The 16345-nt window shown below is 49.0% G+C and carries 13 protein-coding genes; 1 reads left to right on the top strand and 12 read right to left on the bottom strand.

The features are described 5' to 3' along the window. Positions 1–2: 2 nt before the first annotated feature. The 7 genes from BLQ88_RS24290 to BLQ88_RS24260 form a co-directional block, all read right to left on the bottom strand. The gene (locus BLQ88_RS24290) at positions 3–3506 is read right to left on the bottom strand and encodes a TonB-dependent receptor (RefSeq protein ID WP_229212833.1); all 3504 of its coding nucleotides are present in this window, start codon (positions 3504–3506) and stop codon (positions 3–5) included. Positions 3507–3722: 216 nt separating this feature from the next. Next, positions 3723–4868 carry a FecR family protein gene (locus BLQ88_RS24285; protein ID WP_090155334.1) on the bottom strand — a complete coding sequence of 382 codons (1146 nt, stop codon included), beginning with the start codon at positions 4866–4868 and terminating at the stop codon, positions 3723–3725. A 92-nt stretch (positions 4869–4960) separates the two neighbouring features. After that, positions 4961–5575 carry an RNA polymerase sigma factor gene (locus BLQ88_RS24280; protein WP_090155333.1) on the bottom strand — a complete coding sequence of 205 codons (615 nt, stop codon included), beginning with the start codon at positions 5573–5575 and terminating at the stop codon, positions 4961–4963. Between the two features lie 155 nt (positions 5576–5730). Further along, complete coding sequence (locus BLQ88_RS24275) at positions 5731–6615, bottom strand: RpnC/YadD family protein (RefSeq protein WP_090155331.1); 885 nt, start codon at positions 6613–6615, stop codon at positions 5731–5733. 78 nt (positions 6616–6693) lie between these two features. Then, positions 6694–7767 carry an aminotransferase class V-fold PLP-dependent enzyme gene (locus BLQ88_RS24270; protein WP_090155329.1) on the bottom strand — a complete coding sequence of 358 codons (1074 nt, stop codon included), beginning with the start codon at positions 7765–7767 and terminating at the stop codon, positions 6694–6696. Positions 7768–7850: 83 nt separating this feature from the next. Beyond that, complete coding sequence (gene serA / locus BLQ88_RS24265) at positions 7851–9758, bottom strand: phosphoglycerate dehydrogenase (protein ID WP_090155327.1); 1908 nt, start codon at positions 9756–9758, stop codon at positions 7851–7853. 136 nt (positions 9759–9894) lie between these two features. Next, positions 9895–10878 (bottom strand): YheT family hydrolase, encoded by a 984-nt coding sequence (locus tag BLQ88_RS24260; RefSeq protein WP_090155467.1) that lies wholly within the window; start codon positions 10876–10878, stop codon positions 9895–9897. Between the two features lie 114 nt (positions 10879–10992). Here BLQ88_RS24260 and BLQ88_RS24255 point away from each other — a divergent pair, with 114 nt between their 5' ends. Beyond that, positions 10993–11184, top strand: coding sequence for a cold-shock protein (locus BLQ88_RS24255; RefSeq protein WP_090155325.1), 192 nt, complete (start codon positions 10993–10995; stop codon positions 11182–11184). A gap of 61 nt (positions 11185–11245) precedes the next feature. On the opposite strand, the gene BLQ88_RS24250 is transcribed toward BLQ88_RS24255, so the two are convergent. From BLQ88_RS24250 to BLQ88_RS24230, 5 genes are all read right to left on the bottom strand, one after another. Beyond that, the gene (locus BLQ88_RS24250) at positions 11246–12199 is read right to left on the bottom strand and encodes a polysaccharide deacetylase family protein (protein WP_090155322.1); all 954 of its coding nucleotides are present in this window, start codon (positions 12197–12199) and stop codon (positions 11246–11248) included. Beyond that, positions 12196–13224, bottom strand: coding sequence for an aldo/keto reductase (locus tag BLQ88_RS24245; protein WP_090155321.1), 1029 nt, complete (start codon positions 13222–13224; stop codon positions 12196–12198). Before BLQ88_RS24245 ends, BLQ88_RS24250 begins: the two co-directional genes overlap by 4 nt. Before the next feature lie 155 nt (positions 13225–13379). After that, entirely contained in the window at positions 13380–13760 is a 381-nt protein-coding gene (locus BLQ88_RS24240; RefSeq protein ID WP_019942063.1) for a co-chaperone GroES, read from the bottom strand. Between the two features lie 100 nt (positions 13761–13860). Further along, positions 13861–15330, bottom strand: a complete 1470-nt coding sequence (locus BLQ88_RS24235; RefSeq protein WP_090155319.1) for an MBOAT family O-acyltransferase — start codon at positions 15328–15330, stop codon at positions 13861–13863. Positions 15331–15334: 4 nt separating this feature from the next. After that, positions 15335–16279, bottom strand: coding sequence for a glycosyltransferase family 2 protein (locus BLQ88_RS24230; protein ID WP_090155317.1), 945 nt, complete (start codon positions 16277–16279; stop codon positions 15335–15337). Positions 16280–16345: the final 66 nt, after the last annotated feature.

Below are 16345 nucleotides of genomic sequence, written 5' to 3'. Positions count from 1 at the left end.
TTTTAAATAGACAGGTTGATACCAATGTTCACGAACTTGTTCTGCGGATACTGCAACCCGTTGTCATCCTGGATTTCGGGGTCGATACCGAAACTTTTCACATTGTCGATCGAGAACAGGTTGTACCCATTGATATAGAACCTTGCGCGTGACATTTTCAGCTTTTCCAATACCGATTTCGGCAGTGAGTAGCTGAGTTCGATCGTCCGGGCGCGGATGTATTTCACATTATGCAGCCAGAAAGTCGAGTTCCTGTTGTTGCTATGGTCTTTGTCATTGAAACGCAATGCCGGGTATTTGCCGGCAACCCATTGGCTGTTCACGTCGAACGGATCGGTGCGGTGCCATCTGTCGAGGAAAATGCTGTTCAATGCACCTTCGTTCTGGTATGCCCAGCGCTGCTCGTAGTTCTGGTTCCACGAATACATCCCGGCACCCGAGAAGTCCGCAATGAAGCCGATGCCTTTCCAGCTTACAGATAGGTTCAACCCGAAGTTGACATTTGGCTGTCCGGTAGCATTGTAGCCGATCGGGCGCTGATCGTAGCCGTCGATCACTTTGTCCCCGTTCAAATCCTTGTAAATCAAATCGCCCGGCAGCAACGTACGGTTGCCTTGTCCGTCGATATTTACCGGATACTCGGCAATCTGCTGTTGCGATTCGAACTGACCGATCGATTCAAGTCCCCAGAAAATACCCGTGTAACGATCCTCACCCGATGCACGGTAGCGGTCCAATGAGTTGTTGAAGATAGGCTTGTAGGACGATTTGAACTTGCTCCGCGCGAACGATACATTTCCGCCGATCGAGTAATTGATATTTCCGGCTTTGCCGTTGTAGGTCAGCGCACCTTCCCATCCCTGCTGCGAATCGCTGTTCACGTTTTCGTCAGGCAATGCATAACCCAGCTCGCTCGGTACGAGAATGTCGTATTTGCGGCCGAGCAATCCGGTGCGAAGGCGGTAGAAGTAATCGACGCTACCGGTGATTTTAGTACCCAGTAAAGAGAAGTCCGCGCCTACGTCCGTGATCTTACTTTTGAACCAGGAGATATTGTTGATGATCTGGCCTTTATCACGGCTTGTTACCACCGCATTGCCGCTCAAAATCACATTACCCTTGTTGTAATCGTAACCTGGCAGATAAGCGTAAGGGCTCAATGGGCGACCCGGATCATTGTTGAACAGAATGTTATCATCTCCAAGGATACCGTAAGAACCTCTGAATTTCAGGTCATCGAGAATACTACGCTCGCCGATCAGCTTTTTGAAGAAATCTTCCTCTGTAATCCTCCAACCGACAGAAGCCGATGGGAAATAACCCACACGACGGTCCGGCGCGAACTTCCAGGAAGCATCGCGACGTGCCGAAACTTCGAGGTAATATTTGCCGCCGTAATCATAATTCACTCTACCGATATACCCTATACGTGCCAGCTCGCTATCGCTGTCGTTGTAGGTATCCACGGTTGGGAAGTAGATCAATGGAAGGACGTTCGTTTTGGGAACGGCGTGTACCCACTGGTCCTGCGTGCGCTCATCCTGCCATTCGGAAACGAACGTTGCGCCGACGGTGTGTTTGCCAAAAGTGTTGTTGTAGGCCAGCTGTCCCTGGTACACATTGCGCATTACCTTGCGGGTACCGCGCTCGCGCCACGGGTTGGTGCTACCGCCGGTTACAGTGTAAGTATCGTCGGTCGGATTGTAAGTATAAGCTTTGTAGGTGTACTCGTGGCCGTTCATTACGCGGTCGGCAATGTAGTATGAGTACATTCCTCTCGCGCTCAACCCCTTTACGCCCGGAATCTGGTATTCGGCCGAGAAGTTGGTTTGCAAAACGCGCCAGTATTCCGTCCAGTAACCGCCGAGCTTTTTGTTATTATAGGCCCAGTTGGTCTCATTGTGCTTGATATCGTTCAGATATTCAGGGTTATCATTCGCGTAGGGGCGCTCGAACGGGCGGTTACGCAGGATAGCGAAACGTGGGAGCCAGTAATCGTCACCTCCGGGGATACCGGGCTGATCGCGCTTCTCGATACGGCCGTTGATCTGCACACCGAGTTTCAGACGGTCGGTGATTTTCGCGTCGACGTTGCTTTGAATGTTGGTACGGTCAAATGTAAACTCGCGGCCCAGTACCGAGTTCTGGTGTAATCTGGTCGCTGAAATGTAATAGTTGATCTTGTCCGAACCACCGGTCATATTCAGGTTCACCGAGCTTAACGGGGAATTCTTTTTGATAATAAAGTCCTTCCAGTTAAATGTCTTGTAGCCCATTTCCGTACCCGCGCGGTATTTTTCGAGTTCCGCTTGCGTGATCGACGTTTTGCCATACTGGTTCATTTCCGCCTCGGCTTTGCCGTGCATCCATTGGTAGGAGTCGTTCACCACATTCGGGAACCGCGACCAGTTTTGCCAGCCTGTGTAGGCGTCGAGGCTTACCGTGTTTTTCGCACCCATTTTACCGCGTTTGGTGGTAACAACCACTACCCCATTCGCCGCGCGAACCCCGTAAATGGCCGCGGAAGCGTCTTTCAGTACTGAAATGCTTTCAATATCGTTAGGTGAAATGTTGTTGAACTGGCCCGCATCCTGCTGGATTCCGTCGATAACGAACAACGGGCTACCCATGTTACGGATCTGAATGTTCGCGCTTGCGCCTGGGCGACCGTCCGGCATCCGGAATGTCACACCGGGGATCTTACCCGCCAGGCCGGAGCTCACCGTCGAGCCGCCGTGCACGCGTTCGATATCTTTGCTGGTAATGGTGGAGATCGAGCCGGTCAAAGATTCTTTTCTCTGCGTACCATAACCTACCACAACCACCTCTTCCAATGCCTTGTCATCCACTTTCAGCGTAATATCCAATGCGCTTTGCCCGGACGGCACAGTAATTTCCTGAGACAGGAAGCCTACAAATGAGAATATCAATACCTGCTCGCCGTTCGGCACGGTGAGTGAATATTTACCTTTTTCATCGCTTGAAGTACCGGTTTGGGTTCCTTTCAATACCACACTCACACCCGGCAAGCCAGCGCCCGCTTCATCTTTTACAACCCCGCTGATGGATTTGTCCACCGTAGCTATCGTACTGATCTCCACCACCGGAATTTCCTCCGAAACCGGTTCTGCGCCTTGCGGCGTATGGCCCGGTTTGATCACGATCAGGTCGCCCTTGATTTTGTAATCCAGTTCCAGCGGTTTCAGCAAAGCGTCCAAAACGGCCGATAATGAGCCATTTTTAACCTTAACCGAAGCCCGACGGTCGGATTGGATCAATTTTGAGCTGAATATGAATTTCGCATTGGTCTGCTTTTCCAGCTGCGCGAAGATCGTTTTGATCTCCTCGTTCCGGATGTCAACGGTAACCTTCTGGCTCATCGCAGATTGAGCCCTCCCGTCGTTCGCCCACGTGATGCCTGCGAACAGGCCAGCCAGGATACATTGCATTAATGTGATTCGCATGAGCTTGATGAGAAAGTCTTCAGGTCGTCGAACTTTTTTCATATTTTTGAATGAATTTGTTGTTTAAGGAGATTATTCAACGAAATCTTCCCCGTTCATCCATTGTCCAAATGGATGTGCAGTAATGTCCGTTACTGTTGGGGAACCCGGATCAGTCATGCTGGAACATGGCTGGTCTTTTTTTATTTTTGGGCAATACGGTAGCGTTACGTCATAGGCGGCGTTCAGGGTAAAATGTTGATATGTGGTGTCAAAAAACTACTTACATCCTTTTCCCAGGATCGTTATCTGGTTATCGGCCACTTCGTACTGCGCCTCCAGCGCATTGCAGATCACTTCGAGCTTTTCCTTCAAAGGCTGCCCGATCAAAGTCGCGTTCAGCGGGCAATTGCCCATCTTTTCCCGGTCGTAAACGATCCGGACATTGTAGGCACCTTCCAGTATCCGGAAAACTTCCGAAACCGGGGTTTCGTCAAATACGAAATGCTGTTTTGAAACATCCTTATCCGAAGCCACCACCATCGCAGCCGGCAATGGGATAATTTTGCCGCTCTCCTTCGAAAATGCGATCCGCTGATCGTGATTGAGCGTCACACCCTCCAATTCAGGCTTATCCAGCACGGCTTCTTTCTGACTGTTATCCAGGTTATTAATGGAAAACACCGAAACCGTACCCGTCCGCACTTCCACTTTAATATCCTTGCTTTCCGAAGAAGCGTCGATCGTGAAACTGGTACCTAGCACTTTCGTCGCAATGCCGTAACTGTACACCAGGAATGGCTTCTGTTTATTTTTTACAATTTCAAAAAACGCCTTTCCTGTCAGGGTAACTTCTCGCCGCTTCCTGTTTACACCTTCCGAATAGCTCAGCCTGCCGCCGGGCTGCAATACCACCGAGCTGCCGTCTTGGAGCAATACGGTCATCGGCTTGTCGGTGTCATTGTATTTCTGAATGGTATTGGGCAAATCGGCTTCCTCACGCGCCGCCACTTCCTGCAATGGGCCGTCGGCCTTTTTATAATAGAACCAATAGCTCACCGAGCCGATGCTCAGGATCAATGCTGCCGACGCCGCAACACGTGCCCAGCGCCACCCATGCCCCCGGCTCGCTTTAAAAACGGCTACCGGTTCCTGTTCAGGCGTTTTAGCGGCATTGTCGTGCATATGGCTTTCGACGATACTCCACATTCTGTCGCTCTGTTTCTGGGTAGGCTGGTGCCTGCCCGTGTCCTTCGCCAGCAGAATGACATACTCCCTGGCCGACTCAACGGTTTTACGTTTCCTGGGATGTTTTTCCAGGAAAGCCCGCCATTTGCGGTCGCTGAGTTCGTCGGGATGCATTACCCAGGCGATAAACTCTTCATTTCTGATCAGCTCGGTCAGAGAATAAGGATCATGCTTCATGTTTCGCGGGATGCAGTTATCGTCGTTCAATAGTACAGAGCGACGAAACGCGGATTTGACCTCTCCAAAATGAAATTATTTGAAGAAATATTTTAAAAAAATAGTAACATCCAGAAAATCAGGGAAGAAATCAGCAGAATTTCCCGGCTCTGGCGAAGGGATGTGAGTGCTTTGTAGATGAAATTGCGGACTGACTTTTCGTTGACGCTCATGATTTCCGCTATTTCTTCAATGCTGAAATCATCGAAATAGCGTAATGTCAACGCTTCAAGCTGCCGCTCGGGCAACTGCGCGAGCAGTTCCTGTATACGTTGGGCGCGTGCGGATGAAGATTCCGCCTCGATCAGGATCGCTTCCGAATGGGTGTGGTTTGCGGGTGTGTCCTCATCGTCGAGCTCGCTGATCTCCTCCATCGAAGGAAACTTGTCGAGCGCCACGTGAATGCGTCGGCGTAATGCCCGGTAGAGGTAAAATTTAACCGAAGTAACGTTTTCCGTGAGGTTGTGCCGCAGCCGCCAGATATCGATAAACACATCCTGAACCGCGTCCTCCACCAATGACGAATTGGTTGACAGCTTGCTCCCGTAGTTGTAAAGTGTGCGGTGGTATTTTTCAAAAATCGCAGTAAAGGCTTGCTCATCGCCCAAGCGAATCCTTTGCCATAGATCATGATCCTTGGTTTCCCCCGTTGAGGTAGCAATTTGCATCACTGCTTCTGTTCAGTTTTCGTAAGAATGCATAAAGCTAAAAATTTATCATTAAAATACCATTAGGACTGTCGGCTATCTTGCTTGGATTATTGGCGGTTTATGCAAAAAGCTGCCTTTTGGGCAGCTTTGGAAATAATTAAAATGTCAAAATACTATAATTGTTGCTTGATTTTTCTCACAAAATCGATGGAAACATCAGCCAGCCGCGCGATTTCCTCTTCGTTGAATTGGGTTTCGCGTAGCAGGTTTCTAATGAAAATTACGTTTCGCTCTTCCTTAGCTTCCTCCCGTTCAATATACAAAATAGTTTCTTCCCACGTCATAGGTATGTGCTCAGAATTAATTGCTCTTTTTACTTCATTAAAATATTCCCTGTCAAGCGTTTCGTCTTCCAACGGTACATAAAATTTCAAAAATTCCATCAATTTTACAACTTTCCGTTTCGAAAAATTGCGCTTTAAAAGCCTCTTAGCCAGATCAATTTTCAAACGGTAGAGCTCGCTAGACGAAAACCTCTTTCTGTTTATCGCCAATTTCACCGCCAGGACCACTTGTGCAAACGGATTGTCGCTGGCTTCCAATTCCGCTTCCGACTGGTCCAGTACTTTAAAGCTATTAAACCGAAAACACAGGCTCGTCCCCAGGCAAGCCTGCTCAAACTGGCCAGGCAGGAAATGCCTGCAATCGTCCGTCAGGATAGCAAATGCGGTGACAGGTTTCCGGTATTTGTCCCAGATACGATAGTAATAGGTAAACATCCGGTCAGTAAAGGCTTCGTCGCGGTAGCCTTGTACTTCGATGTGGACCAATAGCCAGGCTTCGGCGCCCGAGCGGCAATACACTTTTACGAGCTTATCCACATATTTGCATGTCAAATCATCCGTATCCGTCGGGAATAGCTGTTCGAGTTCCTGGTCGAGGTATTCGAAACCTTGTTCGAGGTCAAACAGTGCTTCTGCATTGGGGAAGAAGAATTTCAGGAAGTCGTCGAAAACTTCTTCCAGTATCGATTTCCATAGTATGTCGTTGTGCTTCATCCGTAAAAAGAAAAGAGTTACCGAACATTGGTACGTTCGGTAACTCTTTTGGTAACGGCATTCTACAAGCTATTTTTTTCAGATATTACCCAGTTCGTGGATCAGCCTTTCGGTTTCTTCCAGCGAAGTAGCCGGGAAGTTGGCAATACGAAGTTGAGTGGCCTTCGCAGCCCCGTAACCACTTCCGATTACGATGCCCTTTTCTTTAATGCGCTTGATGATATCCGCCGAAGGAGCCTCGGTATCTGCCACGATCACAGTCTGCGAGCGGAAAGCTCTCTCCTTCACGAATGCTGAAAAGCCAGCTGTCTTCTCGATAAACTTATAAAGCAAACCGGCCTTATGTTCCGTCTCTTTACGGATATTCTGTACACCGATGCGGTTGAAATCCTCCGCAATTTTGCCGAGCAGATAAATGCCCATCACGTTCGGTGTTGCAGGGGTTTCGTTGTTCTGCGCGTTTTTCCAAAGCGTGACCAAATCGTTATGGGCACCAATGGAATAAGTGTTTCGGATGTTTTTCGCTTTTTCAAGGCATCGCTCGTTTACGATCCACACGCCTAAGCCAGCTGGCAAACCGAATGCTTTTTGCACCGAGAAGAACGCCGTGTCGACAATACTGTAATCGAGCTCGGGATACGGGGCCGACGACACCATGTCCACCGCAATAAATTTCGACGGGTTATTCTGTTTGAGCTTATGGATCTCTGTAACCGGCATTTGAACACCCGAACTGGTTTCGTTATGCGTAGTCGCGATCAGTTCGGCGTATTCGGGCACTTCCACATCAACGGCCAGGAAACCCTCGCCCATCGGCTTTTCAAACTTGTGGGCATATTTGTTGAGCGCGCTCGAATATTCGCAGAATTTCTTGGAAAACGAGCCATTCACGAGGTGAAAGCTTTCCAATTCCACGGTACTGAACAAAATGCGTTCAAAAGCTTCCGAAGCCGAGCCCAAAAACAGGATCGCGTGCGTATCAGGCACGTTCAGGAGCGTACGAAGCTGATCGACCGTGAATTTGTGCAGATCGCGGTATTGTTGGCTGCGGTGCGAAATCGAACCGAGTTGGTTTTCGACAAAAGTCTTCAAATGCTGCTCGAACGTCGGGTACAAGGCAGCTGGTCCAGGAGTGAAAAAAGTTAATGACATTGGTGACTTTAAAAAATAGGTGAATGAATCGCCGTGAAATGCAAATGGTCAGCTTTGAACCGGCTGACCATTCGAATCACATTTTAATATAGCATCCGGAAACGGATCGTTCCTTCCACCTCTTTCACTTCCTGGATAAATTCCTCTGTATAATCTTTGGCAATATCCACGATCACGTAACCGATATGCTCATTGGTTTTGAGATACTGGCCCGTGATGTTGATATTGTTTTTTGCAAATATCTGGTTCAGCTTCGCCAGCACGCCCGGTACGTTCGCGTGGATGTGCAGGAGGCGGTGCGAGTCTTTCAATTTTGGCAATTGTACCTCGGGGAAGTTTACGCTGCCGTAAGAGCTACCGTTGTTCATGAATTCCAGCAATTTGGAAGGCACGAAATGACCGATATTTTCCTGCGCTTCTTCGGTGCTACCACCGATATGCGGCGTCAGGATTACGTTCGGCAGTCCAAGAAGCTCGCTTTCGAACATTTCGTCGTTGGTTTTCGGCTCCTTAGGGAACACGTCCACACCGGCACCTGCCACTTTACCGCTTTTCACGGCGTCGGCCAATGCTTTGATGTCGACCACATGCCCGCGTGAGAGGTTCAGGAAAATCACACCGTCTTTCATGAGGTCAAACTCGCGCTTGCCGATCATATTGGTATTTTCCTTGCGGCCGTCCACGTGCAAGCTCAGCACGTCGGACATTGCCAGCAATTCTTCCAGCGTGTTCACCTTCTTCGCATTTCCGATCGACAGTTTTTCAACCGCATCATAGAAATATACATCCATACCCAGCGCCTCGGCCACCACAGAAAGCTGTGTACCAATGCTGCCGTAGCCTACCATACCCAGTTTCTTACCACGGATCTCGAAAGAACCGTTCGCAGATTTGTCCCAGATACCCTTGTGCATGGAATTGCTCTTGCCTACTATATTACGGATCAGCAAAATCATCTCGCCTACCGCAAGTTCAACCACCGAACGGGTGTTGCTGTAAGGCGCGTTGAATACCGCGATACCTTTTTTAGCAGCTTCGTCGAGGTCGATCTGGTTGGTACCGATACAGAATGCACCGATCGCCATCAGGCGGTTCGCATTTTCGAGAACGCGTTTGGTAATAGTGGTTTTAGAACGGATACCGATAATGGATACGTCCTTGATGCGCTCGCAAAGTTCGTCCTCGTCAAGGGCGCCCTTCACGAATTCTACATTAAAACCTTCTTCCTCGAATGCCTTGCGCGCAACAGGGTGCACGTTTTCAAGAAGCAATACCTTGATCCGGCTTTTCGGATAAGACTGACTTCTGCTGAATTTGTTATCATAAAGAAAATCGTCGAATGAAGTAGCGATATGGTCCGCTACCGCCGTTACTTTCGGGCGCTCGACGTTTTCTGTAAATGCATAGAAACGATTGGCCAGGCCGGATGCTTTCAATTCGTAATCCGTATAGCCATCACCGATCGCATACACGTCGCCCGAGAGGTTCAATGCAGAAAGTATCTTGATCTTTCCGCCGTCCATCGACAATACGTTTTCGTCGTCGATTCCCACGATATTTCCTTCCTCGTCAAATACGAACTCATTGGCATACACATGATCGGCCAGGATGCCGAGCTCGGTAGCCACGGGAACGATAAACTCTTTAAATCCGCTGGAAACGATAAAAATCTGCTCCGCATTCTCCGTCAGGAACTGCGTGTTGCGTTTGAACGAATCCGAAACCTTGGTTCTCAAAAACGAAACCAGTTCTTCAATGTGCGAACGGCTTGCTTTCAGTAAGGCGATTCGCTGGCGCAGACCATCCGCAAACGACATTTCGCCATTCATACCCTTGTTGGTCAGATCAGAAATCTTCTGTACAATCTGATCACGCTCCGGATGGCCTTTAAGGGCGATCGCGGCCAATTCGTCGAGCCCTTCCACTTTCGTGAACGTGCTGTCGAAATCAATGATAATGTACGGTGCTGGATTGAGAGTTAATGTGGACATGAAACGGGGAATAACTGAAAAATGATCGAGTTAATGGATTTTTTATCGCTAAGGGTCCGACCTGTTTGAAACAGGCCACAAAATTACCAAAATCTATTGGTATATGCTGCTAACAAAATAATGTTTGGAACAGTTTTTAATCTCTTCGAAGTGTTGTCATAAATTCCAATGCACGTGTTTCCGACCAGTAAAACTCGTCTTTCAGGCGCGCAGGGCGGAAACCGCAATGGCCGCCGTCTTCGGTGGCGAGTAATAAAACGTCCGCATGTGCGCGAAGAACCTCCAAAGGCAAACTTTCAAACGGCACGATCGGGTCATTTTTCGCATTTACGATCATCGTGGGGATGGAAATCGGCTCGATGAAATGCATGGAGCTGCATTCGGCATAGTAATGGTCCGCGCAGTCGAACCCATGCAGGCGTGCCGTGTATACGTCGTCAAAATCGTACAATGTCTTCACCAGCCGATGGTTATCCAGCCTGATCCTTTCGGGAAAGAACCGCGCCTTTTCCACCACTTTCGGTTTCAGCGATTTCAAAAACCGATGCATATAAATCTGGTTCCGCGGTTCGATAATCGCCAGGCTGCACGCTTTCAGGTCCATTGGCACACTGAACACGATCGAACCTTTAATGCGACTGTCGATAGCGGCTCCTTGTTCGCCGAGGTACTTCAAAGTCAGGTTTCCGCCCAAACTAAAACCGACCAGCCGCACATCAGTATAACCTTTTTGAAATGCATACTGAGTCACGGCGTCCAGGTCTTCCGTCGCGCCGCTGTGGTAAAACCGGGCCGTCTGGTTCATTTCTCCGCCGCAGCTCCGGAAGTTCCACGCGAGGCAATCGAAGCCGTGCTGGTTCAGGAGTTTAACCATCCCCGTTATGTATTGCCGCGTGCTGTCACCTTCGAGGCCGTGTGAAAGGATCACGAGCGACCTCGGACCTTCGTTTTGGGCATACGACCAGTCCAAACTCAGGAAGTCATCATCGGGAGTTACAATTTTTTCACGAAAATATTTTATACCGTTTACCTGCCGGAAGAGCGCCGGGTAAATACTCTGAAAATGTCCATTTGGAAGCCAGAATGGCGATATTTTGGATGATATTTGAACTAACGGCATGGTGTAAAGCGCATTCAACTATTTTGGAATAATTCTAAGGTAAAGAAAGATTAATGTTGTATATCTGCTTTTTATATCTAAATTTGGCCTCTACAAATAATAAGATCAATTCCAATGGCAGAAGGTACAGTTAAGTTTTTCAATGAATCAAAAGGATACGGATTCATTTCACCATCAAATGGAGAGAAAGACATTTTCGTTCACGTTTCAGGTCTTCAGGACGATATCCGTGAAAACGACAAAGTATCCTACGAAGTAGAAAATGGAAGAAAAGGCCTAAACGCAGTTAACGTTCGCGTAGTCTAAGTTTAGTCATAATAAGGACATTTCGAAAGCACGTCTTCCAAAGGCGTGCTTTTTTAATGCCCTATTTTTTCTTCGTCAAAGCTTCGTAAGCTTGCTGCGCTTCCTTATCGGACGGCTCGCTTTGCATGAACGAACGGCGCTCTCCCGCATCCTTTACCCATCGATAAATCCACGAAAAACCCCAGTTGCCATAATAATGCATTGGTAACCGGTAAGCGTCGCCGCCCATTGCTTCCGTCAGGCTTATCATCCGGTATTGCTTCTCCTTTAATTTTTGTATTAAAACCGGCAGGTAATCGGTATTGAGTCGGTTATCATGGCAGAGGTAAATCTGTTTCACCGGCTTGCCCGTTACTTTCACCGCTACTTTATCAAAATGATCGAAAAGTTTCAGGCTCAAATTGACATAGTGGTTACCGATCGCTTTCGCTTCTTCCAGCTTGCCGTCATTCAATGCTTTTTCATAAAGCTGCGTAAAAAGCCAGTCCTCGCTTTCGACGGTGAATGGTGTTGAAATGTAGTGATGCTCAGTCAGAAATGCATGCATTCGCGCCTGCTCCGCACTGTCCTTACCCATTCCATTGAAGGGAAAACGGAAGTATTCCAGCTTCTTGCCGGCATTCTCCGTCATTTTTCGCGTCAGCTCCTCCCCTTTCAAAACGTCTTTGCTGAATGCCTCGAAACCTGTCTCACCGTAATTCTCGTGCGAATAACTGTGATTCCCAACGGTTATGTAAGGCTTTGAAATCCAGCTTTCGAGTAGCTTTTTGTTTTGCTCAAAAGATGCATTCTGCTTCAAATGCCCTTCATTAATAAAAATCGCAACCGGTAGGTTGAGCGAATCCAGCTTTTTCAACAGCCCCGATGAGTTACCATCCGCCGCATATAAATGTACATTCGGCACGTCATCGATGGTAATGGCGACGCTGCGCTCCTGTGCGTGGGCGGATAATGCAAATGCACACGCGACCGCGGCGAGCAGGTACATTCGAACAACTTGCAGATGCGTCCTCATGGCTTGCCTGTAACGCGTTCGCGCGATTGCCGTTCGATCATCCATTGCGGATATTCGGGTTTCAGTGCGCTGATTTTGTTCAATTGATCCAGCTCGTCGGCCGTCAGTACTACATTGGTGGAAGCGATATTATCTGCCAGCTGCTCCGGCCTTTTCGCGCCGATGATGACGCTGGTAACCGCCTGCTGATGCAGCAACCAGGCCAATGCAATCTGCGCCACCGAAACGCCATGGGCCTGAGCGATGGGCTGAATAACGTCGATGATGTCATAAGCCTTCTCTTTATCTACCGGCGGAAAATCAAAGTTATCGCGACGGTTCTCTCCGCTCGACTCGCTGTTACGGGTATATTTTCCGGACAGAAAACCACCTGCCAGCGGACTCCACGGCATTAATCCCAGGTTCTGATCTTTCATCATCGGAATCAGCTCTCTTTCCAGGTCACGGCCGGCGATAGTGTAGTAATGCTGGCAAGCCACAAATTTGGTCCAGCCGTTCTTTTCGGCAATGCCATTGGCCTTCATAATCTGCCACGCCGCATGGTTGCTCACACCCAGGTAACGCACTTTGCCTGAGCGCACGACGTCTTCCAGGCCGCGCATCGTCTCTTCCAATGCAGTTTCCGCATCCACACCGTGAATGTAGAACAGATCGATATGGTCGGTAGCGAGGCGGGCGAGGCTTTCATTCACGGAATCCATGATATGCAACCGCGACAGCCCTACCTGGTTCGCGCCCGGCGCCATACGCCCGCGCGCTTTCGTAGCGACAAAAACATCGCTGCGCTTCACACCCAGCGTACGGAACGACTGGCCCAGTATTTCTTCCGATTTACCATAAGAATACACATTGGCCGTATCGAAAAAGTTGATCCCGGCGTCCAGCGCCGTTTTGACCAATGCATTCGCATCGTCCTGCTGCACTTTTCCGATTACTTCAAAATAACCATCGCCACCAAATGTCATCGTCCCGAAACAAAGTTCGGATACCAATACGCCGGTGTTTCCCAGGAAGTTGTATTTCATGCGTCGTTGGGGTTATGTGTGATGTATTTGACGGCCGACGGCCGACCGCTGACCGCCGTTTTTTGTATTTGACCATGGACGATGGACCATCGACCATGAGTGTCTGTTTTGCCTAAATGGTCGGCCGTCGGCGGTCAGTCGTCGGCGGTCAAACCTCACTCAAACAAATCCTCCGACCGCTCCAACATCAATATCGACGACTGGGGGACGATCACGTATTTCTGGCCGTCGTATTCGAGGTCGATGGCGTTGCGCTGGAGGTAAATGGCCAGGTCGCCTTCCTTGGATTGGAGCGGCATATATTTCACTTTTTCTTCGGTCTCTTTCCAGGGCTCGTCTTCGGCCGCTACCGGAATGGGGTAACCCGGACCCACCTTGATCACGTAGCCGGTTTGAACTTGCTCTTTTTCGGTTACGGTCGGGGGCAGGTAGAGGCCGCTGTTGGTGCGGTCGCTGGGGCTTTTGGGGCGGATCAGAACGCGGTCGCCCACTACGATCAGGCTTTTGAGCCTGTTGTCGGATGTCACTTCGTACATTTCAATTGATACTTAAATCGGTAATAAGAACGTCAGGTAGTTCTTCAAAAATTGGGTAACAAATTATTAAGCGCAAATGTTTGCGGCGATCTGCTTCCTTTTAGAATTGGAAATAAATGAACTGGTTTTCGGAAACCACGCCCAGGAAATAGTTGGCCAGCAGGATCAGCGGGAACAGGAGGAAGAAAACCGTCGTGTTCCGGGTTGGTATTTTGAGATAATAATGCTCCTTGATCATCAGGAACACGATCAGAAACAGACAGAACCACATTTCCGCATGGTTCATAGGGGTTTGCAGCGGCTCAAAAATGGAGAAACCGGCCATTTTTTCCAAAATCAGGAACGAGCGGCTTACCGGAGCCTTGTGGTTGCGGAAGAAAACCCAGGTAATGGTTACCAGCACAAACGTGAACACGATGTTCAGCACATCCATGAACTTGTTCTTAGGCATTTCGATACCTGCCTTTTTCATCCATTTGTCTCGCAACGAAGCGGTTACCTGGTAAAAACCATGCAATCCACCCCAGATCACGTAGTTCCAGCTCGCGCCGTGCCAGAGCCCGCTCACGAGAAAGACGATAAACTGGTTTCTGTACTTCATCCATTCGCCTTTGCGGTTTCCGCCCAGCGGAATGTAGAGGTAATCCTTAAACCAGGAAGAAAGCGAAATGTGCCATCTGCCCCAGAACTCCGAGATGGATTTGGAAATATAAGGCGTCTTGAAGTTGTCCATCAGGGTGAAACCCATCACGCGGGCCGCACCGATGGCAATGTCGGAATACCCCGAAAAGTCGCAGTAAATGCGGAATGCAAAGAAAATAGTGGCTACGATGAGCGTCAATCCGTTATGTTCGTCGGGCTTGTCGTAGGCATAATCCACCAGCATGACGAGGCGGTCGGCGATCACCATCTTCTTGAAAAACCCGAACGCCATCTGCATCAGCCCCTCTTTCACCTGCTCGAAATCGTATTTGAAATACGAATGGAACTGGAAAAGCATGTTCTGCGGCCGCTCGATAGGGCCCGCGACGAGTTGCGGGTAGAACATCACATACAAGGCATAAATCCCGAAATGCTTCTCCGCCGCCTGGTTACCGCGGTACACTTCGATGGTGTAGCTCATGGCCTGAAAAGTGTGGAACGACAAACCGATCGGTAACAGCAATGCGCCGCTGCCGGTGGTCATCCATTCGGCGATCGGGCCGGGTACAATGCGGGTGAATGCGGGAAACATCGGCCGCAAATGCAAGTTAGCCAGAATGGTATTCACCGAATCCTGCACGAAATCGTAATATTTGAAGAATGCCAGGATACCAATGTTGGAGATCAGACTGATGACGAGGAGCAGCTTCTTTTGCTTCTGCTCCTGCGATTTTTCGATCCAGAGTCCTGCATAATAGTCGATAATGATGGTTCCAAACAGGATCAGGATAAATACCGGTTTGAAAACCATATAAAAATAGCAGCTGGTTGCGAGCAAAAGCATCCAACGGCCTTTCCACGACAGGCTGAAATACGCCAGCGTGACTACTATAAAGAAAACTGCAAATTGAATTGAATGAAAATCCATCAGGTCAAATGTACTCCCGGTTGACTATTTCTTCTTTGATAATGAACAGGGGACGGTTTTTGGATTGAAAGAATATCCGGAGCACATATTCTCCAATAATGCCCAGCGCCAGCAATTGTACCCCGCTGAACAGGATAATCACAAACAACAGGGCCGCGAAACCCTCGATAACATGGGCAAAAAACAGCTTTTTAAGCACGACCGTCGCGAAATAGACCAGCGAAATGAGAATGGCCGTCATACCGACGCGGCTCATAAACTTGATCGGGAATTCGCTGAAATTGAAAATCCCATTGTATGCGAGCCGGAAAAGCTGTTTGAACGAGTATTTGGATTCTCCCGCGGCGCGCGCGTCACGCTCGTACTCGTACCCGACCTGTTTGAAACCGATCCACGAACGCATTCCGCGCAGGTAGCGGCTTTCCTCGGGCATTTTGTTCAAAACATCAACCACGCGGCGGCTGATCAATGCGAAATCGCCGCTATCGAGCGGGATGTCAACATAAGATATCGAACGGAGAATGCGGTAAAACAAATGGTAACCCATTCTCTTGATAAAACCTTCCTTGCGTTTCTTGCGAACGGCGTAAACGACGTCATTACCTTCCTGCAATAATTTGTAAAATTCCGGCAAAAGCTCCGGCGGGTCCTGCAAGTCACCGTCGATCACGAAAAGCGCTTCCGTACCCCGGGCAGCCGAAATACCGGCCGTCAATGCCAGCTGGTGGCCGTGGTTCCGCGAAAGAAAAACACCGTGGTAACGCTCGTCCATCAATGCTACTTGCCTGATTTTGAGTGCCGTATCATCTTTACTCCCATCGTCGATCAATACCACTTCAATGGAGAGCGGGCTGGCGTCCATCAACGCGTTGATACGCTGCACCAATAGCGGGAACGTCTCAGACTCATTATATAGCGGCGCGACGATTGAAATTTGAGGAGTTTTCAAATGCTTAGTTTTTCAATGACCAATGGAGGCAAAAATACACCTTTCGGTCTATTATCGAAACATTCT

Origin of the sequence: Dyadobacter soli (genome assembly GCF_900101885.1) — a bacterium.
Lineage (GTDB): Bacteria > Bacteroidota > Bacteroidia > Cytophagales > Spirosomataceae > Dyadobacter > Dyadobacter soli.
Note: the sequence above shows the minus strand (reverse complement) of the source record. Positions and strands in the feature narration are given on the sequence as shown.

Excerpts from the sequence above, each read along its gene's own strand:
- BLQ88_RS24290 (WP_229212833.1), bottom strand. The coding sequence starts at position 3,506 with ATGAAAAAAGTTCGACGACCTGAAGACTTTCTCATCAAGCTCATGCGA.
- BLQ88_RS24285 (WP_090155334.1), bottom strand. The coding sequence starts at position 4,868 with ATGAAGCATGATCCTTATTCTCTGACCGAGCTGATCAGAAATGAAGAG.
- BLQ88_RS24280 (WP_090155333.1), bottom strand. The coding sequence starts at position 5,575 with ATGCAAATTGCTACCTCAACGGGGGAAACCAAGGATCATGATCTATGG.
- BLQ88_RS24275 (WP_090155331.1), bottom strand. The coding sequence starts at position 6,615 with ATGAAGCACAACGACATACTATGGAAATCGATACTGGAAGAAGTTTTC.
- BLQ88_RS24270 (WP_090155329.1), bottom strand. The coding sequence starts at position 7,767 with ATGTCATTAACTTTTTTCACTCCTGGACCAGCTGCCTTGTACCCGACG.
- serA (WP_090155327.1), bottom strand. The coding sequence starts at position 9,758 with ATGTCCACATTAACTCTCAATCCAGCACCGTACATTATCATTGATTTC.
- BLQ88_RS24260 (WP_090155467.1), bottom strand. The coding sequence starts at position 10,878 with ATGCCGTTAGTTCAAATATCATCCAAAATATCGCCATTCTGGCTTCCA.
- BLQ88_RS24255 (WP_090155325.1), top strand. The coding sequence starts at position 10,993 with ATGGCAGAAGGTACAGTTAAGTTTTTCAATGAATCAAAAGGATACGGA.
- BLQ88_RS24250 (WP_090155322.1), bottom strand. The coding sequence starts at position 12,199 with ATGAGGACGCATCTGCAAGTTGTTCGAATGTACCTGCTCGCCGCGGTC.
- BLQ88_RS24245 (WP_090155321.1), bottom strand. The coding sequence starts at position 13,224 with ATGAAATACAACTTCCTGGGAAACACCGGCGTATTGGTATCCGAACTT.
- BLQ88_RS24240 (WP_019942063.1), bottom strand. The coding sequence starts at position 13,760 with ATGTACGAAGTGACATCCGACAACAGGCTCAAAAGCCTGATCGTAGTG.
- BLQ88_RS24235 (WP_090155319.1), bottom strand. The coding sequence starts at position 15,330 with ATGGATTTTCATTCAATTCAATTTGCAGTTTTCTTTATAGTAGTCACG.